The sequence below is a fragment of the Mesorhizobium sp. B2-4-18 genome, from assembly GCF_006441385.1.
Taxonomy (GTDB): domain Bacteria; phylum Pseudomonadota; class Alphaproteobacteria; order Rhizobiales; family Rhizobiaceae; genus Mesorhizobium; species Mesorhizobium australicum.
The window spans coordinates 76959-96378 of the sequence record NZ_VFUW01000006.1 but is presented as its reverse complement, the minus strand read 5'-3'; the positions used below and the strand labels follow the sequence as shown (position 1 = coordinate 96378).

The window sequence follows — 19420 nt, the reverse complement described above, 5'->3', positions numbered from 1 at the left end:
TCAGGTCCGCTCGATCTTTAGCCAGCGGGCGCAGGCGAGATAGGCGATGGTCACGACCGCCATCAGGATGATCGACAGCGCCGAGGCCAATGGAAAATCGCCGCGCCGGCCGATCTGCATCATCACCAGCTGCGGCATCAGAAGCTCGTTGTTCCCGCCGAGGATCTGCGGCGTGATGTAGTCGCCGATGCACAGCACGAAAGTGAGAAAAGCGCCGACCATGATGCCGGGCAAGGTCAATGGCAGGATGACATGCAGGAAGGTGCGCACCGGTCCGGCGCCGAGATCGGCGGCGGCCTTGCGGTAACTGGGGCTGAGCTGCTTCAGATTGGCGAAGATGGTCAGCGTCAAAAGCATGACGAAGAAATGCACGAAGGCTGTGACGGTGGCCAGGCGCGTATTGGCGAGTTGCAGCGGTTCGGAGACCACGCCAATGCCAGTCAGCGCCCGGTTGATGACGCCGTTCTGCGCCAGCACCAGCAGCCAGGAGTAGGAGCGCACGACATAGGAGGTCCAGAACGGCAGCACGGCCAGCATCAGCGCCAGCCGCTGCCAGCGTTCAGGAACCTGTTCGGCCAGAATCCAGGCGAAGGGATAGGCAAGCAGCACGGAAACCACGGTGACGATGGCGGTGACCTGCAGCGAGTTCACCATCGCCTGCCAGTAGGCGGGGTTGGTGAAGAATTGGCTGTAGTTGGACAGGGTGCCCCCGCCGCCCTCCTGCGCGGTGAAGCTCGAAAGCCCCATGGCGACGAAGGGCAGCACGAAGAAGAGAAGCGTCCAGCCAAGTGCCGGTGTGACCAGCGCCCAGGGAAGGGCACGGCCTGTCCGCGCGCCCTCACTGTTTCCCGCGGCGCTCATCAGCGTATCGGCTCACTTGGCCTGCAGCATTTCGGTCCACATATCCTGCATCTTCTTGTCGAGGTCGGCGCTCGGCGCCGGATAGGCCTGCGCACGGGCGAGGAAGCCGGGCTGCTCGTCGAAGCGCAGGACCTTTTTCTGGTCGTCGGTCAATGCGGCCTTGGTGTTGGACGGCATGCCCCAGTAACAGGACGAGGTGGCGAGCCGTGCCTGGCCCTCGGGGCTCAGTATGTACTGGATGAATTTCAGCGCCATGTCCTTGTTCCTGGAATCCTTGAACATGGCGAGCGACTGCGACCACAGCACCGCACCTTCTTTTGGAATGGAAAAGTCCAGCGCCGGGTTTTCCTTGGCCAGCCCTGCCGTCACCCATTCGCCGCCGCCGACCAATATGTCGACCTCGCCGGTCGCCAGCGCCGTCTGGCTGGCGGTGACTTCACCGACCAGCTTGGCATTGGCCTTCATCTTGAGCAGCTCTTCCTTGAGCGCGGGCAGGTCGGCTTCGGTGAGATCGGCCGTCTTCTTGCCGATGGCCAATGCCGCCATGCCGATGACGGGGAGATAATAATCGTAGATGGCGACCTTGCCCTTGTACTTGTCTGATGTCAGCGAGGCCAAGGATTGCATGTCCGCCGGATCGACCTTTGTCTTGTTGAAGCCGATCGTGTTGTAACCGAACTTTTCGGTGATGCCGTAGCGCTTGCCGCCGACAATGGTCGAGCCGTCCATCTTCACCTGCGGGAAGAGATCGGCGAACGGCAGCTTGTCTTCCGGCAGCGGCTCGAACAGGCCTTTCTCGACGCCGCGCGGCACGTCGATGCTATCGATCACCATCACATCCCAGTCGCCCGGCTGCGACTGCTCGATGATGGCCAGCCCAGCCCCGGTGCCTTCGAATTCCTTGACGTTGACCTTGACGTTGTTGGCCTCCTCGAAAGGCTGCAGCAGCGCCGGATCGGAATGGTCGCACCAGATCAGCGCGTTGAGATCGGCGGCTTCGGCGAGGCTGCCCGCCGCAAGCAGCAATGCCGTGGCGGCACATGCAGCGTGCATCTGGCGCTTCAGGACGGAAAGCGGATTGCCGGATTTGACGGACATCGAGTGTTCTCCCTTGCCTTTGTGGCTTCTTGCAAAAAACTGAACCAATTCTAAAATTGAGTCAATTCTGTTTTTGTGACAAGAGGCTGATATGAGCGGATTGCGGGCAAGGCAAAAGGCGGATCGCCACCGGCGTATCATCGAGGCGGCGGCGGCGCTTTTTCGCGAGGCCGGGTATGAGGGCGCCAAGATCGAGACGATCGCCGCGCAAGCCGAAGTCTCGATCGGCACCATCTACAATTACTACCAGAACAAAGGCGATATTCTCGGCGCCATCGTCTCGATGGAAGTCGACGAGGTGCTCAATGCCGGGCGCGGCGTGGTCGCCCGGCCGCCCGCCAATGTCGGCGACGCCCTGGACACGCTGATCGGCATCTATATCGAGCACTCGCTGCACTATCTCAGCAAGGAGATGTGGCGGCAGGCGATGGCGATCTCGACGCAACTGCCCGACAGCCCGTTCGGCCAGGCTTATACTGGCCTCGACCGCTCGCTCACCGAACAGATCCGCGCGCTGATCGCCCGCCTTCAGGAGATCGGCCTGGTGCGGCAGGATATCGACGGCACGGCACTCGGCGAATTGATCTTCAACAACATGAACATGATGTTCATCGAATTCGTGAAGCGGGATGAAGCCAGGATACCGGAGTTGAGGGCCGCGATACGGCGGCAGAACCGGATATTGGTGGCGGCGATCGGAGTGTGAGGGCGTCAGGAGCAGGCAGGAGAAGTTGTCGCTTCGGCATCGGACGGCGTCTTACGCGATGATTGGCTCTTGAGTTGAGTTTGAAATCTGCTACAACTTATAGGAGTATAAAAAGGGGGAAGGTAAATGGGGACGTTTTCCATCTGGCATTGGGCGATCGTGCTGCTGCTGATCGGCGTGCCTGTTTTCTTTGCTGTCCGGTCAGCCGCGAAGCCGTCGCAGAATCCTGAGTCACTTGTGGGCTTCGGTGGCTGGCTGATGCTGCTGGCTATCGGTCAGACATTGTCACCGCTGCGCACGCTCGCCGATTTCGGCAATTCCGCCGACGGCTACCAGCAACTCATGACCCTCCCAAACGGCTCTCTGGCTGTGTATGGCGAGGTTGCCCTCAATCTGGCATTTCTGGCGCTTCAGCTGGTGGTGCTGGTTTCAATGCTGCGGCGAAGCCGTCGATTCCCGCAATTGTTTCTCTGCCAATGGTTTGCGATTCCTGTTGTGTTTATCCTGGATACGATCTGGATTTCGTCAATCCTGGGCGTTCCGGTAAACAAGGTGCTCGCTGGCAACGCGCTGGCGGCCCCCATGGCTTGGTTTGTGGTGACCGGCATCTGGGCCGCTTATGTCTATAAGTCTGTGAGGGTGAGGAATACGTTCACCAGGACGAACGTGTCGGCCCAAATCGCGAGCGCTTCGTAAAGGGGGGTGGCGACGTAATCGCCCTACAAGGGGGTTTTCGGAGGACACTCCTGCGTCCCTACGGGCTTGGGGTGGCCTGCCACCCGGAGCTCGAAGAGCGTAGGGTGGTGCCCCCGGACGGAATCGAACCGCCGACCTTCGGTTTACAAAACCGCTGCTCTACCAGCTGAGCTACAAGGGCACGGCGCTCCGGTTAGCATATTTGTTGCGCCAGTAAAGACAAAACTCCGTTTTTGGGCATCAGCCGTGGTGGAGGATGCCCACGCGTCCGCATGCTGAAATCCGCGAACGCGCTTCCTACATCAGGGTAAGTGCAATGCGCTGAACGGAGTGTCGCATGATCAGGCTTGTCATCATTCTCCCTATCGTCGTCGTGGCGTGGATGCTGCTGGTGAAGCTCATCAGCGATGTGAAGAAGGCCAATGTCGACTGGACAGGCGTCACCACCTTCATCGGCTTTATCGCGCTCGCCTTCTGGCTTCGGCATATCACCGGCATGGGCTGAGTGGGTGGTTAGTGAGTGGTGGTCATGGCGTGAGCCGGTACTGCCTACCCAGTTTCGCCAACAGTGCGTCAAAAAAATCTCCAGATCTGTCGAACCTTTCGCCGCGGCGCGCCGACTGATCCTCTGAGGCGAATGGTCGCCTCGATCAGAGATCCAGGAGATCATCATGTTCAAGCGCAGTTTCGTTTCCAGCATCGTCGCCATCGTCGTTGCAACCGGCGCGCTCGCCGGCACCGTTCAGTCTTCGTCGGCTCACGGCATGCATCATCATCATCGTCATTTCGACGACTACCTCTACTACCAGGATTACCCGGACTATCCGGATCACTGGTGGGTCTATGGCCATCACCATCATCGTCATCACCACCACCGCCACATCATCCTCTACTGAGCGCAGCCTGGCGGCTTGATTGAAACCAATCCAGCAAAGGGCGGCTTCGGCCGCCCTTTTCTCATTGAACGCGGCGCTTCCAGTCGCCGTCACGGACGATGACCGATCGGCGCAAGGTGCCTGAAGTGCCGGAATGGATGATCAACGCCGGCGAGGGTCGCCACGCCTTTTTAGCCAGCGAATTCCTGCTACCTCGAAAAAAATCAAAACCCGTCGAACCTTTTTCCTTGCCGCAACGACAGATAATCAAGAGGCGGATGGCTCGCCTCTCCAAACGAAGCAAGGAGATCATCATGTTCAAGCGCACACTCGTTTCCGGCCTCATCGCCACCACCGTCGCCGCCACCGCTTTGGTCGGCACCGTCCAGCCCTCTGCTGCCCACTCGCATCACCACGGCCTCGGCATTGGCATCGCCGCCGGCGTCGGCGGTTTCGTTCTCGGCAGCCTGCTTGCCCAGCGGCAGCCGCGCACCGTCTATGTCGAGGAAGATGGCGGTTCCTGGCACGTCCGCCGCTGCTTCGATCGCTACTCCAGCTACGACCCGGACTCCGACACCTATATCGGCCGTGACGGCTACAGCCATTACTGCCGGCTCTGAGTGGCGGCGGGCGACTGGAAAGAGGGATTGCGAGGCAGCCCCTCTTCGTCGTTTGATGGCCGTCTTTCTAGAGGTGCATCTTCGGGTCGAGGATCGGCAGACCGGCCGCGCGGCAGGTGCCGCCAATCTGAAGCCGGGCAGCCTCGGTCTCGTCGCCCATCGCGACCAGTTCGAAGCGGCTTGCGGCGTCCGGGTAGACCTTGGCGATGAATGGCTTGTCGCCGACGCCGGACGAGGCATTGACGGTGCCGCAAACCACGATCTCCTGGCGGCCATCAAGCATTCGCTCGCCTGCTAACATGGTTCCGAACCTGGCGGAGGCTGAATCCGGCAGCCGCTGGCGGATACCGGCCGTGATGATCTCCTCCAGCGCGAGCGAGATCGGGATGGGATTGACCCGCCGGTCGCCGGTATCGGGTCGTGGTGCCGCCGCCACGCATCCGCACAGCGAAACGGCAAGCAGAAGCTGAACCACTTTCCTCATGCGCGCCCTTTCGCATGCATTCGAACGCGACGGCAAGACGGTCAAATCCCATGCAGCCGGCGGCATGCAGCGATTTTCGGCGCGTCTAGTCTATCCCTTGATCAGCCTGCCTTCGAGCCGCCGATCATTTTCGTCACTTCGGCCGCCGCGTCGCGCACCAGCGGGCCGATCTCGGCCAGCCGCTCGGGCGTGACCCGCACCGTCGGCCCGGACACGGAAACGCCGCCGATCGGCTCGCCATACTCGTTGAAGATGGCGGCGGCCACGCATCGCATGCCGGGATGGCGCTCCTCGTCGTCGACCGACCAGCCGCGATGCTTGATGACGGCCAGATCGTGCGCGAGGGCGGAGATGTCGGAAAGGGTCTTGTCCGTATAGCGCTGCAGGCCCGCCTTGCGCAGGATGGTTCCGACGCGCTCCGGTTCGAGATATGCCAGCACCGCCTTGCCGATTCCCGAGGCATGGAAAGGGCTGCGCGTGCCCGGCCGGAAGAAGGCGCGGATCGCCTGGTGCGTCTCGACCTGGTTGACGAAGACCACGCAATCGTCTTCCGCGACGCCGAGATTGGCGGTCTCGCCGGTCTTCTCCATCAGTTCCTGCATGACGATACGGGCGCGGTCGACCAGCTTGCGGCGGCGCAGGAACGCCGCGCCCATGCGGTAGGTCTCGACGCCGATCGACCAGAGCTGGTCCGATGTATCGAACTCGACCATGCCGTGGTTTTCGAGTGTCGTCAGCATGCGGTAGGCGGTGGAGGCGGCAAGCCCGCTCTGCGCCGATATCTCGCTCAGCGACAGGCCGCTGCCTTCCGCGACAATGGCCAGGATACGCAAGGCCCGGTCGAGCGACTGCACCGAGGCAGCTTCGGCCGGACCATTGAAGGCGCGCGGGCGGCCACGCTGACGTTTTTCGCTCGTTTCCATGGGCTGGCATTCTCGACCGTTTCTCCCAACATGCAACGAAAAAGTTTTTCATGAAATTCTCGGTGCAAAGCCTGGAAAAGGAAAAAGGACACAAAATCAGCTGGTAAGAGCTATTTTCTGTAAATGAAAAAATATTCTGAAAAAATTGAAAAAGCGCTCGCCCGATGACATCCTTAGCCATCCAACAATCATCTCGTGGAGGCTGGAAATGGCCAGGATGCGCGCTGTCGATGCCGCTGTTCTCGTTCTCGAAAAGGAAGGCATGTCCTGTGCCTTCGGCGTGCCGGGTGCGGCGATCAATCCGCTGTACTCGGCATTGAAGGCGAGGGGCACGATCCGCCATGTCCTTGCCCGCCACGTGGAGGGCGCCTCGCATATGGCTGAAGGCTATACCCGAGCCAAGGCGGGCAATATCGGCCTCTGCATCGGCACATCAGGGCCGGCCGGCACCGATATGATCACCGGGCTCTATTCGGCCGCGGCCGATTCCATTCCGATCCTGTGCATCACCGGCCAGGCGCCGCGCGCGCGGCTGAACAAGGAGGATTTCCAGGCTGTCGATATCGCCGCGATCGCTGCGCCCGTCGCCAAATGGGCGGTGACGGTGATGGAGCCCTATCTGGTGCCGATGGCGCTGCAAAAAGCGTTCCATTTGATGCGCTCGTCGCGGCCGGGTCCGGTGCTGATCGACCTGCCGGTCGACGTCCAACTGGCCGAGATCGAGTTCGACATCGATGCCTATGAGCCGCTGACGCCATTCAAGCCGGCGATGACGCGCGCCCAGGCCGAAAAGGCGCTTGCGATGCTCAACGCGGCCGAGAAGCCGCTGATCGTTGCCGGCGGCGGCATCATCAATGCCGACGCGTCCGACCTGTTGATCGAGTTTGCCGAGATCACGGGCGTTCCGGTCATTCCGACGCTGATGGGCTGGGGCGCGATTCCTGACGATCACCGGCTGATGGCCGGCATGTGCGGGCTGCAGACCTCGCACCGCTACGGCAACGCCACCATGCTGGAAGCCGATTTTGTCTTCGGCATCGGCAACCGCTGGGCCAACCGTCACACCGGTTCGGTGGACGTCTACACCAAGGGCAAGAAATTCATCCATGTCGACATCGAGCCCACACAGATCGGCCGTGTCTTCGCCCCCGATCTCGGCGTCGTTTCGGATGCGGGGGCGGCACTGAAGATGCTGCTCGACGTCGCCACCGAGTGGAAGACGGCGGGCAGGCTGCGCGATTGGGCGGGCTGGGCCAGGGAATGCCAGGGCCGCAAGAAGACGATGAAGCGCAAAACCCACTTCGAACAGGTGCCGCTGAAGCCGCAGCGTGTCTACGAGGAGATGAACAAGGCGTTCGGCCGTGACGTCACCTATGTCACCACCATCGGCCTGTCGCAAATCGCCGGCGCGCAGTTCCTGCATGTCTACAAGCCGCGCAACTGGATCAATTGCGGCCAGGCCGGCCCGCTCGGTTGGACCTTGCCGGCCGCACTCGGCGTGCGAGCCGCCGATCCCGACCGCACCATCGTGGCGCTGTCGGGCGACTACGACTTCCAGTTCATGATCGAGGAACTGGCGGTCGGCGCGCAGCACAAGCTGCCCTATATCCACGTCGTCGTGAACAATGCCTATCTCGGCCTCATCCGCCAGGCGCAGCGCGGCTTTTCGATGGACTACGAGGTCAGCCTTGCCTTCGAGAACATCAACCGGGCCGACGATCCGGAGGCGGGCTATGGGGTCGACCATGTCGCCGTCGCCGAGGCAATGGGCTGCAAGGCGGTCAGGGTGCGCAAGCCGGAGGAATTCGCCGGCGCCTTCAAGAAAGCGCAGCGGTTGCTGAAGGAACACCAGGTTCCGGTCGTGCTCGAATTCATTCTCGAACGGGTCACCAACATCTCGATGGGGACCGAGATCGACAAGATCACCGAATTCGAGGACCTTGCCGAACATCAGGAAGACGCGCCTACCGCGATCGTGATGCTGGACTAAGCCATGCTGATATTCAGGTGAGGCCCGCCTGCAAACGGCGGCCTCCTGCGCTTCCGGTGCTCACGTACGAAAAGTACGCTCCGCTCCGGTTCTCGGAAACCACCATTTTCGACTCGGCCTGACCTGAATCTCAACACGGCTTTGGTTCCAGGCAAGAAAAGGAGAAAAAGAATGCCGCGTTTTTCAGCCAATCTGTCGATGCTCTTTGGCGAGCATGATTTCCTCGACCGTTTCGATGCCGCGGCCCGCGCCGGCTTCAAGGGGGTCGAATATATCGGCCCTTACGATCATGCGCCCGAGGTGGTCGCCGCCCGACTGAAGAAGAACGGCCTGACACAAGTGCTGTTCAATCTGCCCGCCGGCGACTGGGCCAGGGGCGAGCGTGGCATCGCCGTGCTGCCGGACCGCGTGCCGGAATTCCGCCAGGGCATTGCCAGGGCGATCGCCTACGCGCAGGCCCTTGGCTGCGGGCAGGTCAACTGCCTGGCCGGCATCGCGCCAACCAATGTCGACCGCAAGGTGCTGGAGGATGTCTTTGCCGAAAACCTGGCTTTCGCGGCGGAGAAACTCGACCAAGCCGGCATCAAGCTGCTGATCGAGCCGATCAACACCCGCGATATCCCGGGCTTCTTCCTCAACTACTCCGACCAGGCGCTGACGCTGATCGACCGCGTCGGCTCGAAGAACCTGTTCCTGCAATATGACATCTACCACATGCAGATCATGGAGGGGGATCTCGCCCGCAAGATCGAGGCAAACCTCGACCGCATCGCGCATATCCAGCTTGCGGACAATCCCGGCCGTCACGAGCCGGGGACGGGCGAGATCAACTACCCCTTCCTCTACGAGCATATCGACCGGATTGGTTATGCCGGCTGGATTGGCGCGGAGTACAAGCCGAAGGCAGGGACGGAAGCCGGTCTGGGCTGGTTCAGGGAACTGACCGGGCAGGGGAGTGCTGCCGCTTAGCTGTCAAGAATCTTGCAATTCAGGTCGCGTTCTGTTGCGCCCCCTCTGGGCGTGAAGGAACGCGATCTGACAAAAAACGGAGAGAAGCAATGGAAACCATCGGCTTCATCGGGCTGGGCATCATGGGCGCGCCGATGGCGGGGCATCTGCTGGCGGCCGGCTACAGCGTCATCGCCAGCGACCACCGCTCAAAACCACCGGCCGATCTCGTCGCCAAGGGTCTGAAGTCAGTCGCCGGCCATGCCGCCGTCGCGAAGGCCGCCGACATCGTCATCCTGATGGTTCCCGACACCCCGCAGGTGGCCGATGTGCTGTTCGGCGACAACGGCGTCGCGTCCGGCCTGGCCAAGGGCAAGCTGGTGATTGACATGAGTTCGATCTCGCCGATCGAGACAAAGGACTTCGCAAAAAGGATCAACGATCTCGGTTGCGACTATCTCGACGCGCCGGTTTCCGGCGGCGAGGTCGGCGCCAGGGCGGCTTCGCTCACCATCATGGTCGGTGGTGAGGAACCGGCCTTCGAGCGTGCAAAACCCGTGTTCGAGAAAATGGGCAAGAACATCACTTTGGTCGGGCCCAATGGTGTCGGGCAGATCACCAAGGTGGCCAACCAGATCGTCGTCGCGCTGACCATTGAAGCCGTCGCCGAAGCGCTTGTTTTTGCATCGAAAGCTGGCGCTGACCCGGCCAAGGTCAGGCAGGCGCTGATGGGCGGGCTGGCCGCCTCGCGCATTCTCGAAGTGCATGGCGAGCGCATGGTCAAGCGCACCTTCGCGCCGGGCTTCCGCATCGAACTGCACCAGAAGGATCTCAACCTGGCGCTGGAGGGTGCGAAGGCGCTTGGTGTGTCGCTGCCCAACACCTCGACCGCCCAGCAACTGTTCAATTCCTGCGCCGCCAATGGCGGCGCGAAGGAAGACCATTCCGCGCTGGTGAGGGCGCTGGAGCGGATGGCGAATTTCGAAATCGGCAAGGAGGCAAGAGAAATCAAAGCGGCATAGGCCGGAAGAGGGCGGCGTAACGTTCCCAGGCCGTCAACTTCCGTCTTAACCCAGCAACGGGTTCCGGCAAGCATCGCCGGGACCCGTTTTGATTTCTGGCGGGAGGCTTGCCGCTTCCAGTCAGCCGCGCTTCAGAAATGCCCGCGCCGCATAAAGGCTCACCGCCGCCGCGTTCGACACATTGAGCGAGCGGATGGCGCCGGGCATGTCGAGCCTGGCCAGCGTCGTCACCGTCTCGCGCGTCTTCTGCCGCAGGCCCTTGCCCTCGGCGCCGAGCACCAAAGCGATCCTGTCGCCGGCAAAGCTGGTTTCAAGCTCAGCCGGCCCGTCCGAATCGAGCCCGATGGTCTGGAAGCCCGCTTCGTGCAACTGGCCGAGCGCATCGGCGAGGTTCTTCACCTCGACCTGGTCGATATGCTCAAGCGCACCGGAGGCGGATTTTGCCAGCACGCCTGATTCCTGCGGGCTGTGGCGCGCCGTGGTGATCAGCGCGCCAGCACCGAAAGCGACCGCCGAACGCAGGATGGCGCCGACATTGTGCGGGTCGGTGACCTGGTCGAGCACCAGCACCAGCCTTGTGTCGCCAAGTGCGTCGAGGCGCTTGGGCTTCAGCGGCTCGGCCTCGATCAGCACCCCCTGGTGCACAGCGTCCGATCCGGTAATCTTGTCGATGTCCCTGGGTTCGACCAGTTCAGCCTTGAAGGGCAGGGCGGCGAGATCGGCGATCTCGAGCCGTTCGGCCGCATTGCGCGTCACCAGCATTTTCTTGATCCGGCGGCGCGGATTGTCGAGTGCCGCGCGCACCGTATGCAGGCCATAGAGCCGCACCAGCCCGTCGGCTGCGTTTTCGCCTGGTGGCACTGGTTGCCGTGGCTTGAACGCCGGCGCGCCGCCGCTCTTCTCGTCGCGAAAGGCGCGGCGCAGCTTGGCGTAATGGGTGTCTTTGGGGGTGTTGGAATTGTTGCTCATGGCCGGCTTCTATAGCCGTGTCCTCCGGCCAAGGATATGCCCTGTCGCCGCAGCCGGCGAACAACATCGAAAAACCGTGGCCGCGCGGTTGACACCCAATGGGCTTGCCGCCATAAGGCGCTTCGCTGGTTTCGGAGAAGACATCTATCTCGGGTCCGGATCGGCAAGAATGCCTCGTTGCATGGCTCCGGCGGCAGACTGGAGAGGTGCCCGAGTGGTTAAAGGGGACGGACTGTAAATCCGTTGGCTTAGCCTACGTTGGTTCGAATCCAACCCTCTCCACCACTGCCGGCCGGAAGCCCTGAAACGTGAAAGCATCGGAGGCGAAAAGCGCATGGCGCTTTTCCGGGAAATCCGATACTTCAGTGCAAGGCGCGGGTATAGCTCAGTGGTAGAGCAGCAGCCTTCCAAGCTGAATATGCGGGTTCGATTCCCGCTACCCGCTCCAGATTTTCAGCGAAACAACCGGCAAGCCGAAACACTGCGCGGCAGGCGCGCAGCGCTTCAGGCATTGGTGTGCGCCGCGTCAGCTGTTGAAGGCGGAGGCGACCTGGTGCTGTTGGGGTATCTGGCCGTTCGGGGTCAGCTTGTCGACGATGCCGGGCAAGGCTGCCGATAGCTGCTTGAGCAGCTCCTGCTCGTCGAGCCCCGTCCTTTGGGCGATCTCGCGAATGACCTGCGGTCCGATCGCGTTGCCCAACTCATTGGCCCCGATTGACTGGTTCTGCCCGGTGCCGACCCAGGAGTCGGCGACATTGCCATGGCCGGCGTTCTTGAGCTTGTCGAGCAGCCCGCCCAGTCCGCCGAGCAGCCCACCGTCACCGGACGCGGTTCCGACAGGCGTGGGATCGGCGGGCGCCGGCGCCTGAGCCTGGTCCGGCTGTTCGGCGCTTCTGCCGCTCAGCATCTTCCCAACCAGCAGCGCACCGAGCGCGATCATCAGCGGTTTGGTGATATTGCCGCCGGGAACGGCGTTGTCAAAAAGTCCCATAGTGGATCCTCCATTTCAACCAAGCCCGGCCCATCTTCAACAATGGCGCATTCGGGGGGAATTTCAAGCTGGCTTGAGCTTTTGACAATCATATGAAAATGTCCGGTTGGCGGAGGAATGGAGAGGAAAAAAATGGGTATCATCAGCTGGATCATTCTCGGCGTCATTGCCGGGTTCATTGGCAGTAAGATCGTCAACAAGACCGGTCAGGGCATGATCATGGATATCGTGCTCGGCATTGTCGGCGCCATAGTCGGCGGGCTGATCTTCAGCGCCTTCGGTGCTTCGGGTGTGACCGGCCTCAACATCTATAGCCTGATCGTCGCCGTCGTGGGTGCCGTCGTGGTGTTGTGGGCCTATCATCAGTTCGCTGGCAAGCGGACCATCTAGACGCAATCGGCAGATTATCAGCTGCCGAATTCTGAATTGCGATGATCCGCCGTCGGTGCTGACCGCGCTCACGGTATCGGAAACTATTATGCCGGTGCGTAGCCGCGGATCAGGCAACCACGGCCAGCCGACGCTTGCGCTGGTCCAGCGACACGATGGTCAGCCCACTGGCGACAACCAGCAGGATGCCGCAGACCGCCAGTGCATTGGGGAATTGCCCGAACACCAGCAGGCCCGAAATGACGGCCCAGACCGTGAAGCAGTAATAGAACGGCGCCACCGCGCCGGTCGGCCCGACGCGATAGGCCATGAAGATGAAGAAGTGGCCGAAGATCAGGAAGAAACCGGCTCCCGCCATCAGCATCAGGTGGTGCGCCTCCGGCGCCACCCAGCGCTCGGAAACCAGATGCGCGGCGCCTGCGCCGATCAGGACCACGACGACCGCCGAGATCGCCACGATCATTCCTGGCACTTCGGCGGCGATCTTGCGGCCGGCCAGATCGCGCGCGGCGGCGAACGTCGCGTTGCCGAGCGCCAGCAAGGCATAGATCGAAATGCCTTGCATGGTGGGCTGCGCCACCATCAGCGCGCCGATGAAGCCCAGCCCGATCAGCGCCATGCGTTGGCCGCCGATACGCTCGCCAAACAGGATCGAGGAGCCGACCAGCATCAGCAGCGGCGTGATCTGCCCCAACGCGGTGGAATCGGCGATCTGCATGTTGGCGAGCGCGACGACGTAACAGAGGATCGCCGCCAGTTCGAGGAGGTTCCTGCGCAGCACCCGCCTGTCGAAGATCAGCGGGATTTGCTTGCCGTAGCCGAGCGCAAACAACAGCGGAAGGCCCCACAGCGTTGCCGCGGCACCGCGCAGGAAGAGCACTTCGTAGGAGGGCAAACCCGACGTGGCGAGCTTCATCATCGTGTCGTTGACCAGATAGGACCCGGTCGAGACGATCATGAACAGCGGGCCGCGAACGGCAGTCGGGATGAAATACATCGGCGCAGGAAATCAGACGCGGATCGCTGCCGCAATGGGCCATGAACCGCCGATAAATCCGACAGCGACTGACGTGGAGACCCGAGCAATCCTCGCTTTGCTCCCTCGGTTTTCGCCCATTCCATTTTCAAAGACGGATCCCCATATCAGCGCCACATCCCCGCAATCGGATCATGGGTTCTGGCCGAGTGAGATGGCGCCCGGGCAAAAGACGCTTGTGTTTTTTGGCCTTTGTCGCTAATCGCCCCGCATTCGACTGAACTGAAGGTCCAGGCCGTCCAAGGAAAGAGACTATGGCAAAAGGTAAATTCGAGCGCACCAAGCCTCATGTGAACATCGGCACGATTGGTCACGTCGACCATGGCAAGACGTCGCTGACGGCGGCGATCACCAAGTATTTTGGCGAATACAAGCGCTACGACCAGATCGATGCGGCGCCTGAAGAGAAGGCGCGCGGCATCACGATCTCGACGGCTCACGTCGAATACGAGACCGCCAACCGCCACTATGCCCACGTCGACTGCCCCGGCCACGCCGACTATGTGAAGAACATGATCACCGGTGCCGCGCAGATGGACGGCGCGATCCTGGTCGTGTCGGCCGCCGACGGCCCGATGCCGCAGACCCGCGAGCATATTCTGCTTGCCCGTCAGGTCGGCGTGCCGTCGATCGTTGTGTTCCTGAACAAGGTCGACCAGGTCGACGATGCCGAGCTGCTCGAACTGGTCGAGCTCGAGGTTCGCGAACTGCTGTCGAAGAACGAATTCCCCGGCGACGACATTCCCATCGTCAAGGGTTCGGCGCTGGCCGCTCTGGAAGATTCGGACAAGAAGATCGGCGAGGACGCGATCCGCGAGCTGATGGCTGCGGTCGACGCCTACATCCCGACGCCGGTTCGTCCGCTCGACAAGCCGTTCCTGATGCCGATCGAGGACGTGTTCTCGATCTCGGGCCGCGGCACGGTCGTCACCGGCCGCGTCGAGCGCGGCGTGGTCAAGGTCGGCGAGGAACTGGAGATCATCGGCATCCGTCCGACGACCAAGACGACCTGCACGGGCGTGGAAATGTTCCGCAAGCTGCTCGACCAGGGCCAGGCTGGCGACAACATCGGCGCGCTGCTGCGCGGCGTTGATCGTGAAGGTGTCGAGCGCGGCCAGGTTCTGGCCAAGCCGGGCACGGTGAAGCCGCACAAGAAGTTCGTGGCCGAAGCCTACATCCTGACCAAGGACGAAGGTGGCCGTCATACGCCGTTCTTCACCAACTACCGTCCGCAGTTCTACTTCCGCACGACCGACGTGACCGGCATCGTGTCGCTGCCGGAAGGCACCGAGATGGTGATGCCCGGCGACAACATCACGGTCGATGTCGAGCTGATCGTGCCGATCGCCATGGAAGAGAAGCTGCGCTTCGCCATCCGTGAAGGCGGCCGCACCGTCGGTGCCGGCATCGTCGTCACCATCAAAGAGTAATCGATCCGGCTGCTGCCGGTCTCGAAAACGAAAGGGCGGTCTTCGGGCCGCCTTTTTTCGTTTCAGACGCCTCGCAACGCAAGCATTGCGCGTTTGTTTCAAAGCTGTTGCAAGCGCCATGGCTGCAACTAGTATAGGTTGCACTGAGGGAGCTTTGCCGACAGTGGTTCCAAGGCACCGTTTCGATGGGAAGGCATGGCGGTTATGGGCACTGGTTTGCCTCGCCGTCGCCATGGCTCTGCCCGTTTTGACAGCGCGAGCGGAGGACGGGCCTCTCGACATCCCGCCCATGCGCTTCGTCGTCGTGCGCAGCAACGCTCCGGGATGCGAACCCAACTGTCCTGAATGGATATCGGCGGATGGCACCATCGACGCGGGCACGCCGTCTCTCCTCAAGCGCACGCTCAAGGCGCTCAAGGGAAGGCAATTGCCGGTCGTCGTCAATTCGCCCGGCGGTAACGTCGACGCCGCGCTGGCACTCGGCCGGATGATCCGCAAGAACAAGCTCGATATCGCCGTCGGCGTGACGGTTTTTTCCGATTGCCAGCCGGAAACAAAAAACTGCGGGGACAACAAGGGCAGGAGTGCCGATTATTTCGGTACGGCCTATGACGACGGAGCCATGTGCAATTCGGCCTGTCCGCTAATGTTTTCCGGCGGTGTCCGCCGCGTGGTTGGAGATTTCGGCTATCTCGGCGTCCACCAGATCACCACCACATACCAGCGGGAGAAGCTGCTCTACCGGACCACGTACCGGATCGTGAACGGCAGGAAGAAGATCATCAGCACCAAGGTGGTCAGCCGCAAAAACGCTGGCAGCTACAAAACCTACGAGATGAGCAGGACAGTCGAGAAGACGCTTTCGGCGTACCTGAAGGAAATGGGGATAGCAGACGGCGTACTGGAAGTCATGAAGGCCACGCCGGCCAGTGAGATTCGTCAGATTCCGCTCGACGACATGGTGAGGATGAAGTTGGTCACCAGCCGGGACACAGTGGATCTGTTGACCACGGCAAGCCTCTGCGGCCTGGCCCAGCCGGCCACGAACTGCCGGCAAATAGCTGGACCCGCAAGCAAGACGACGCCATTGGCCGCAGCCAGGCCCATGGCTGCCGTTCAACCGGACACCGCGAAGGCCGGCGGGGACATGCGGTTTGTCGTCGTTCGCGGCAGCAATCCGCTGTGCGATCCCGATTGTCCGGAATGGATATCGGCCGAAGGCGCGATCACGAACCAGGCGCCGCGGAAGCTGCGGCAGTTGCTGGCCACGCTTGGCGATCGGCGGCTGCCTGTCGTCATCAGCTCACGCGGAGGCGACCTGCCCAGCGCTCTCGCAATGGGGCGGCTTATCCATGAAAGAAAGCTCGACATCGCCGTTGCCCGCACCGATTTCGTCGACTGTGACCCCGACGCGTGGAACTGCCTGGCTACGGAAGGAGCCTATGCCGGATTGAGCATCGATGCGGGGGTGGAGTGTGATTCCGCCTGTGCGTTAGTGGTCGCCGGCGGTGCCAGACGGCTTGTCGGTCCCCGGGCGCGGCTCAGCCTGTATCCGATGGGACAGAAGCTGGTGGTCAAGGCCTACCTCGACGAGATGGCGATCAGTCCCGCTCTGTTCGCAACAATCGAACGACGCTCGACCGAGGGGCAACTTGACCCAGACACCATGCTCAAGCTTGGACTGACAACGGGACCGCAATCGGTCGACGCGCTGACCGGCTCCACGATTTGCAAGGCTGTTGCCAAGCCCGACAATTGCCTGGGCCTGCCAGCCGCCAATGCACAGGCCGACGCGCCCGCCAGGCTGTAGAGCACGGTGATGTCAGGGGAACTGCCCATCGAGGCAGGTTGAGCCATATCCGATTTCCGCTATCGTCGCGGCGGCGGGGCCGGCGAAGGATCGAGAATGAGCCAGGACGTTCCGACACTCTACGAATGGGCCGGAGGCAGCGAGGCGCTGAACCGGCTGACGCAAACCTTCTACGACAAGGTGGCACGAGATCCGGTCGTTGGCCCGGTGTTCAAGCACATGTCGCCGGACCACCCCGCCCATGTCGCGGCCTTCATCGGCGAGGTCTTCGGCGGACCGAAAACCTACAGCGAAACCTTTGGCGGCCACCGCGAAATGGTCATGCATCATCTGGGCAAGCATTTGAGCGAGGAGCAGCGCCGCCGCTGGATCAATCTTCTCGCCGACGCGGCGGATGAGGTCGGTCTGCCGGACGATCCGGAATTCCGTTCAGCCTTCATGGGCTACGTCGAATGGGGATCGCGGCTGGCCAAGATGAATTCCAATCTCGGCGAGACCTGCGATCCCGAGACCGAACCGATGCCGGCCTGGGGCTGGGGCGTGCCTGGCGGTCCGTATCGGGTGCCGGACGCAAAATAGCTTCGGCTGCCGGCGATACCTCTATGAATCGCGCGCCAGCCACTTCAGGCGGGAGCTGGAGATCGATGCCGAGGGGCTGGTCGCCGACCATCTCGATTTCTGGCGCAGGGGTTAAGCACGTTTGCCTGCAAACCGCTCTTTACAGAGCGCGCGGAAGCTTTTAGGAAGCGCCTGCGCCGAAGCGCGCGTGTACGGGCATAGCTCAGTTGGTAGAGCGGCGGTCTCCAAAACCGCAGGTCGTAGGTTCGAGCCCTGCTGCCCGTGCCATTTCCTAAGACTGGCATCAAAACGATGTTTCGCGGGCCAGCCTTTGAAAATCGGCGAGCCGCTTGCCATATTAGCCTGATTGGGGCATAAGGGCGCCATAGCCGGGACGGAACGACTGGATGGTTCCGAGGCGGCGTTTGGTCATAAAGCGGGCACTTGCCACTTGCGTGGATCAAGAATCGGTTTTATGTAGACGAAACAGACACGCGACGCGTGGAGCTGGGAAGCCGGCTTTACGCGTCTGATTTGCATGGGCGAAATGATTGCGCTGATTCGGCGCGAGATTGGGCTCAGGCGGCACGTCCCGGCCAGCGGGATCATCCAGGGGACCCGGCCAACGGGTCTTGAAGACAGGCGGCATATGGCTTCGAAAACCACAAATCCTTTCGTCTTTCTCCAGCAGGTGCGCGCGGAGACAGCCAAGGTGACTTGGCCGTCGCGCCGCGAGACGATGATCTCGACGGTCATGGTCCTGGCCTTTGCTGTGATTGCGATGATCTTCTTCTTCACCGCCGATCAGCTCATGGGCCTCGCGGTCGAGCAGATTCTGGGCATTGGACGCTAAGTCCGGCGATTAGGAGAAGTCGAAAAAATGGCTACGCGCTGGTACATCGTCCACGCCTATTCGAACTTCGAGAAGAAGGTCGCCGAGGACATCGAGAACAAGGCCAAGCAGAAGGGCCTGTCCGCCGATATCGAGCAGATCGTGGTGCCGACCGAGAAGGTCGTCGAGGTTCGTCGCGGCCGCAAGGTCGACGCCGAGCGCAAGTTCTTCCCGGGCTACGTGCTCTTGAAGGCCAACTTGACCGACGCCGTGTTCTCGCTGGTCAAGAACACGCCGAAAGTCACAGGTTTTCTCGGCGACTCCAAGCCGGTGCCGATCACCGAGGCCGAAGCCCAGCGCATCCTGAACCAGGTACAGGAAGGCGTCGAGCGGCCGAAGCCCTCGGTCACTTTCGAGATCGGCGAGGCGATCCGCGTTTCGGATGGTCCCTTCGCGTCGTTCAACGGTTTCGTCCAGGAAGTGGACGAGGAGCGGGCGCGGCTCAAGGTGGAAGTTTCGATCTTCGGGCGCGCCGTGCCCGTCGATCTGGAATTCGGACAGGTCGAAAAGGGCTGATCCGAAATCCCTGATGCCGGTCCGGCGATCAGGGGAGGCGGCGCGGCAACGCGCGGCTCGAGAACGGTGGGAGGCGAAGGCGGCTTTAGCCGGCCGCAAGAACCGCACCACCAGACTGCAACCGCCGGTGTTTCCCAGATCGTGGAGCCGGCATAGACAAAGGCAGGAAAAGAGATGGCTAAGAAAATTGCAGGCCAGCTCAAGCTCCAGGTCTCCGCGGGATCGGCCACGCCGTCTCCCCCGATCGGCCCGGCACTTGGTCAGCGTGGCATCAACATCATGGAGTTCTGCAAGGCGTTCAACGCGCAGACCCAGGAAATGGAAAAGGGATCGCCGGTTCCGGTCGTCATCACCTATTACCAGGACAAGTCGTTCACCTTCGTCATGAAGACGCCCCCGGTGAGCTACTTCCTGAAGAAGGCCGCGAACCTGAAGTCGGGCTCGAAGGAGCCGGGCAAGGTCAAGGCTGGCACGGTTTCGCGCGACAAGGTTCGCGAAATCGCGACCGCCAAGATGAAGGATCTGAACGCGAACGACGTCGAAGCGGCCATGCGCATGGTCGAGGGCTCCGCCCGCTCGATGGGTCTGGAAGTGGTGGGCTAAGA

General features: G+C 61.7%; 23 protein-coding genes and 4 tRNA genes. 18 read left to right on the top strand and 9 right to left on the bottom strand.

Translation table 11 applies throughout. The features are described from left to right. Complete coding sequence (locus tag FJ527_RS16125) at positions 1-861, bottom strand: ABC transporter permease (protein ID WP_140823567.1); 861 nt, start codon at positions 859-861, stop codon at positions 1-3. 12 nt (positions 862-873) lie between these two features. Continuing rightward, on the bottom strand, positions 874-1959 hold the full coding sequence (locus FJ527_RS16120) for a spermidine/putrescine ABC transporter substrate-binding protein (protein WP_015318013.1): 1086 nt from the start codon (positions 1957-1959) through the stop codon (positions 874-876). A 91-nt stretch (positions 1960-2050) separates the two neighbouring features. Between FJ527_RS16120 and FJ527_RS16115 the strand changes: the two genes are divergently transcribed. Both FJ527_RS16115 and FJ527_RS16110 read left to right on the top strand, forming a co-directional pair. Continuing rightward, on the top strand, positions 2051-2665 hold the full coding sequence (locus tag FJ527_RS16115; RefSeq protein ID WP_140616911.1) for a TetR/AcrR family transcriptional regulator: 615 nt from the start codon (positions 2051-2053) through the stop codon (positions 2663-2665). A gap of 126 nt (positions 2666-2791) precedes the next feature. Then, entirely contained in the window at positions 2792-3361 is a 570-nt protein-coding gene (locus tag FJ527_RS16110; protein ID WP_140823566.1) for a DUF2569 family protein, read from the top strand. Positions 3362-3466: 105 nt separating this feature from the next. Here FJ527_RS16110 and FJ527_RS16105 read toward each other — a convergent pair. Beyond that, a tRNA-Thr gene (locus FJ527_RS16105) sits at positions 3467-3542 on the bottom strand. Positions 3543-3698: 156 nt separating this feature from the next. On the opposite strand from FJ527_RS16105, the gene FJ527_RS16100 reads away from it, so the two are divergent. Further along, the gene (locus FJ527_RS16100; protein WP_015318010.1) at positions 3699-3866 is read left to right on the top strand and encodes a hypothetical protein; all 168 of its coding nucleotides are present in this window, start codon (positions 3699-3701) and stop codon (positions 3864-3866) included. Positions 3867-4032: 166 nt separating this feature from the next. Further along, positions 4033-4257: a hypothetical protein gene (locus FJ527_RS16095; protein ID WP_140823565.1), complete on the top strand. Its 225-nt coding sequence runs from the start codon at positions 4033-4035 to the stop codon at positions 4255-4257. A 61-nt stretch (positions 4258-4318) separates the two neighbouring features. On the opposite strand, the gene FJ527_RS16090 is transcribed toward FJ527_RS16095, so the two are convergent. Beyond that, a complete protein-coding gene (locus FJ527_RS16090) occupies positions 4319-4558 on the bottom strand; it encodes a hypothetical protein (protein ID WP_140823564.1) in 240 nt (79 codons plus the stop codon). On the opposite strand from FJ527_RS16090, the gene FJ527_RS16085 reads away from it, so the two are divergent. Next, positions 4551-4856, top strand: a complete 306-nt coding sequence (locus tag FJ527_RS16085; protein WP_140823563.1) for a BA14K family protein — start codon at positions 4551-4553, stop codon at positions 4854-4856. The two genes, FJ527_RS16090 and FJ527_RS16085, sit on opposite strands and share 8 nt — an antisense overlap. A gap of 67 nt (positions 4857-4923) precedes the next feature. Here the strand turns inward: FJ527_RS16085 and FJ527_RS16080 are convergent, their stop codons facing one another. Both FJ527_RS16080 and bhcR read right to left on the bottom strand, forming a co-directional pair. Next, entirely contained in the window at positions 4924-5340 is a 417-nt protein-coding gene (locus FJ527_RS16080) for a hypothetical protein (protein WP_140823562.1), read from the bottom strand. A gap of 101 nt (positions 5341-5441) precedes the next feature. Continuing rightward, positions 5442-6263, bottom strand: a complete 822-nt coding sequence (gene bhcR, locus FJ527_RS16075; protein WP_140823561.1) for an HTH-type transcriptional regulator BhcR — start codon at positions 6261-6263, stop codon at positions 5442-5444. A 208-nt stretch (positions 6264-6471) separates the two neighbouring features. Between bhcR and gcl the strand changes: the two genes are divergently transcribed. From gcl to FJ527_RS16060, 3 genes are all read left to right on the top strand, one after another. Continuing rightward, on the top strand, positions 6472-8253 hold the full coding sequence (gcl, locus tag FJ527_RS16070) for a glyoxylate carboligase (protein WP_140823560.1): 1782 nt from the start codon (positions 6472-6474) through the stop codon (positions 8251-8253). 171 nt (positions 8254-8424) lie between these two features. Beyond that, a complete protein-coding gene (gene otnI / locus FJ527_RS16065; protein WP_140823559.1) occupies positions 8425-9222 on the top strand; it encodes a 2-oxo-tetronate isomerase in 798 nt (265 codons plus the stop codon). 89 nt (positions 9223-9311) lie between these two features. Next, complete coding sequence (locus FJ527_RS16060; protein WP_140823558.1) at positions 9312-10223, top strand: 2-hydroxy-3-oxopropionate reductase; 912 nt, start codon at positions 9312-9314, stop codon at positions 10221-10223. A 120-nt stretch (positions 10224-10343) separates the two neighbouring features. Here the strand turns inward: FJ527_RS16060 and FJ527_RS16055 are convergent, their stop codons facing one another. Beyond that, the gene (locus tag FJ527_RS16055) at positions 10344-11192 is read right to left on the bottom strand and encodes an RNA methyltransferase (RefSeq protein ID WP_140823557.1); all 849 of its coding nucleotides are present in this window, start codon (positions 11190-11192) and stop codon (positions 10344-10346) included. Between the two features lie 200 nt (positions 11193-11392). Between FJ527_RS16055 and FJ527_RS16050 the strand changes: the two genes are divergently transcribed. Further along, positions 11393-11477: transfer RNA gene (locus FJ527_RS16050), tRNA-Tyr, on the top strand. 89 nt (positions 11478-11566) lie between these two features. Then, positions 11567-11640, top strand: a tRNA-Gly gene (locus tag FJ527_RS16045). 78 nt (positions 11641-11718) lie between these two features. Here the strand turns inward: FJ527_RS16045 and FJ527_RS16040 are convergent. After that, positions 11719-12183, bottom strand: coding sequence for a YidB family protein (locus FJ527_RS16040; RefSeq protein ID WP_140665425.1), 465 nt, complete (start codon positions 12181-12183; stop codon positions 11719-11721). 132 nt (positions 12184-12315) lie between these two features. Between FJ527_RS16040 and FJ527_RS16035 the strand changes: the two genes are divergently transcribed. Next, positions 12316-12573: a GlsB/YeaQ/YmgE family stress response membrane protein gene (locus FJ527_RS16035; RefSeq protein ID WP_015318000.1), complete on the top strand. Its 258-nt coding sequence runs from the start codon at positions 12316-12318 to the stop codon at positions 12571-12573. Positions 12574-12682: 109 nt separating this feature from the next. Here the strand turns inward: FJ527_RS16035 and FJ527_RS16030 are convergent, their stop codons facing one another. After that, positions 12683-13570, bottom strand: a complete 888-nt coding sequence (locus FJ527_RS16030; protein WP_140616905.1) for a DMT family transporter — start codon at positions 13568-13570, stop codon at positions 12683-12685. Positions 13571-13863: 293 nt separating this feature from the next. Here FJ527_RS16030 and tuf point away from each other — a divergent pair, with 293 nt between their 5' ends. The 7 genes from tuf (at position 13864) to rplK (ending at position 19418) form a co-directional block, all read left to right on the top strand. Then, entirely contained in the window at positions 13864-15039 is a 1176-nt protein-coding gene (gene tuf / locus FJ527_RS16025) for an elongation factor Tu (protein WP_015317986.1), read from the top strand. A gap of 163 nt (positions 15040-15202) precedes the next feature. Then, on the top strand, positions 15203-16849 hold the full coding sequence (locus FJ527_RS16020; RefSeq protein WP_140823694.1) for a hypothetical protein: 1647 nt from the start codon (positions 15203-15205) through the stop codon (positions 16847-16849). 96 nt (positions 16850-16945) lie between these two features. Next, on the top strand, positions 16946-17428 hold the full coding sequence (locus FJ527_RS16015; RefSeq protein WP_015317997.1) for a group II truncated hemoglobin: 483 nt from the start codon (positions 16946-16948) through the stop codon (positions 17426-17428). 191 nt (positions 17429-17619) lie between these two features. After that, positions 17620-17695: transfer RNA gene (locus FJ527_RS16010), tRNA-Trp, on the top strand. 361 nt (positions 17696-18056) lie between these two features. Then, complete coding sequence (secE, locus tag FJ527_RS16005) at positions 18057-18260, top strand: preprotein translocase subunit SecE (protein ID WP_013531408.1); 204 nt, start codon at positions 18057-18059, stop codon at positions 18258-18260. 27 nt (positions 18261-18287) lie between these two features. After that, entirely contained in the window at positions 18288-18815 is a 528-nt protein-coding gene (nusG, locus tag FJ527_RS16000; RefSeq protein WP_015317996.1) for a transcription termination/antitermination protein NusG, read from the top strand. 174 nt (positions 18816-18989) lie between these two features. After that, a complete protein-coding gene (gene rplK, locus FJ527_RS15995; protein WP_010909262.1) occupies positions 18990-19418 on the top strand; it encodes a 50S ribosomal protein L11 in 429 nt (142 codons plus the stop codon). Positions 19419-19420: the final 2 nt, after the last annotated feature.

What these genes read in the sequence shown, in the direction of transcription:
- FJ527_RS16125 (WP_140823567.1), bottom strand. Translation starts at nt 861, where the DNA reads ATGAGCGCCGCGGGAAACAGTGAGGGCGCGCGGACAGGCCGTGCCCTT.
- FJ527_RS16120 (WP_015318013.1), bottom strand. Translation starts at nt 1,959, where the DNA reads ATGTCCGTCAAATCCGGCAATCCGCTTTCCGTCCTGAAGCGCCAGATG.
- FJ527_RS16115 (WP_140616911.1), top strand. Translation starts at nt 2,051, where the DNA reads ATGAGCGGATTGCGGGCAAGGCAAAAGGCGGATCGCCACCGGCGTATC.
- FJ527_RS16110 (WP_140823566.1), top strand. Translation starts at nt 2,792, where the DNA reads ATGGGGACGTTTTCCATCTGGCATTGGGCGATCGTGCTGCTGCTGATC.
- FJ527_RS16100 (WP_015318010.1), top strand. Translation starts at nt 3,699, where the DNA reads ATGATCAGGCTTGTCATCATTCTCCCTATCGTCGTCGTGGCGTGGATG.
- FJ527_RS16095 (WP_140823565.1), top strand. Translation starts at nt 4,033, where the DNA reads ATGTTCAAGCGCAGTTTCGTTTCCAGCATCGTCGCCATCGTCGTTGCA.
- FJ527_RS16085 (WP_140823563.1), top strand. Translation starts at nt 4,551, where the DNA reads ATGTTCAAGCGCACACTCGTTTCCGGCCTCATCGCCACCACCGTCGCC.
- FJ527_RS16080 (WP_140823562.1), bottom strand. Translation starts at nt 5,340, where the DNA reads ATGAGGAAAGTGGTTCAGCTTCTGCTTGCCGTTTCGCTGTGCGGATGC.
- bhcR (WP_140823561.1), bottom strand. Translation starts at nt 6,263, where the DNA reads ATGGAAACGAGCGAAAAACGTCAGCGTGGCCGCCCGCGCGCCTTCAAT.
- gcl (WP_140823560.1), top strand. Translation starts at nt 6,472, where the DNA reads ATGGCCAGGATGCGCGCTGTCGATGCCGCTGTTCTCGTTCTCGAAAAG.
- otnI (WP_140823559.1), top strand. Translation starts at nt 8,425, where the DNA reads ATGCCGCGTTTTTCAGCCAATCTGTCGATGCTCTTTGGCGAGCATGAT.
- FJ527_RS16060 (WP_140823558.1), top strand. Translation starts at nt 9,312, where the DNA reads ATGGAAACCATCGGCTTCATCGGGCTGGGCATCATGGGCGCGCCGATG.
- FJ527_RS16055 (WP_140823557.1), bottom strand. Translation starts at nt 11,192, where the DNA reads ATGAGCAACAATTCCAACACCCCCAAAGACACCCATTACGCCAAGCTG.
- FJ527_RS16040 (WP_140665425.1), bottom strand. Translation starts at nt 12,183, where the DNA reads ATGGGACTTTTTGACAACGCCGTTCCCGGCGGCAATATCACCAAACCG.
- FJ527_RS16035 (WP_015318000.1), top strand. Translation starts at nt 12,316, where the DNA reads ATGGGTATCATCAGCTGGATCATTCTCGGCGTCATTGCCGGGTTCATT.
- FJ527_RS16030 (WP_140616905.1), bottom strand. Translation starts at nt 13,570, where the DNA reads ATGTATTTCATCCCGACTGCCGTTCGCGGCCCGCTGTTCATGATCGTC.
- tuf (WP_015317986.1), top strand. Translation starts at nt 13,864, where the DNA reads ATGGCAAAAGGTAAATTCGAGCGCACCAAGCCTCATGTGAACATCGGC.
- FJ527_RS16015 (WP_015317997.1), top strand. Translation starts at nt 16,946, where the DNA reads ATGAGCCAGGACGTTCCGACACTCTACGAATGGGCCGGAGGCAGCGAG.
- secE (WP_013531408.1), top strand. Translation starts at nt 18,057, where the DNA reads ATGGCTTCGAAAACCACAAATCCTTTCGTCTTTCTCCAGCAGGTGCGC.
- nusG (WP_015317996.1), top strand. Translation starts at nt 18,288, where the DNA reads ATGGCTACGCGCTGGTACATCGTCCACGCCTATTCGAACTTCGAGAAG.
- rplK (WP_010909262.1), top strand. Translation starts at nt 18,990, where the DNA reads ATGGCTAAGAAAATTGCAGGCCAGCTCAAGCTCCAGGTCTCCGCGGGA.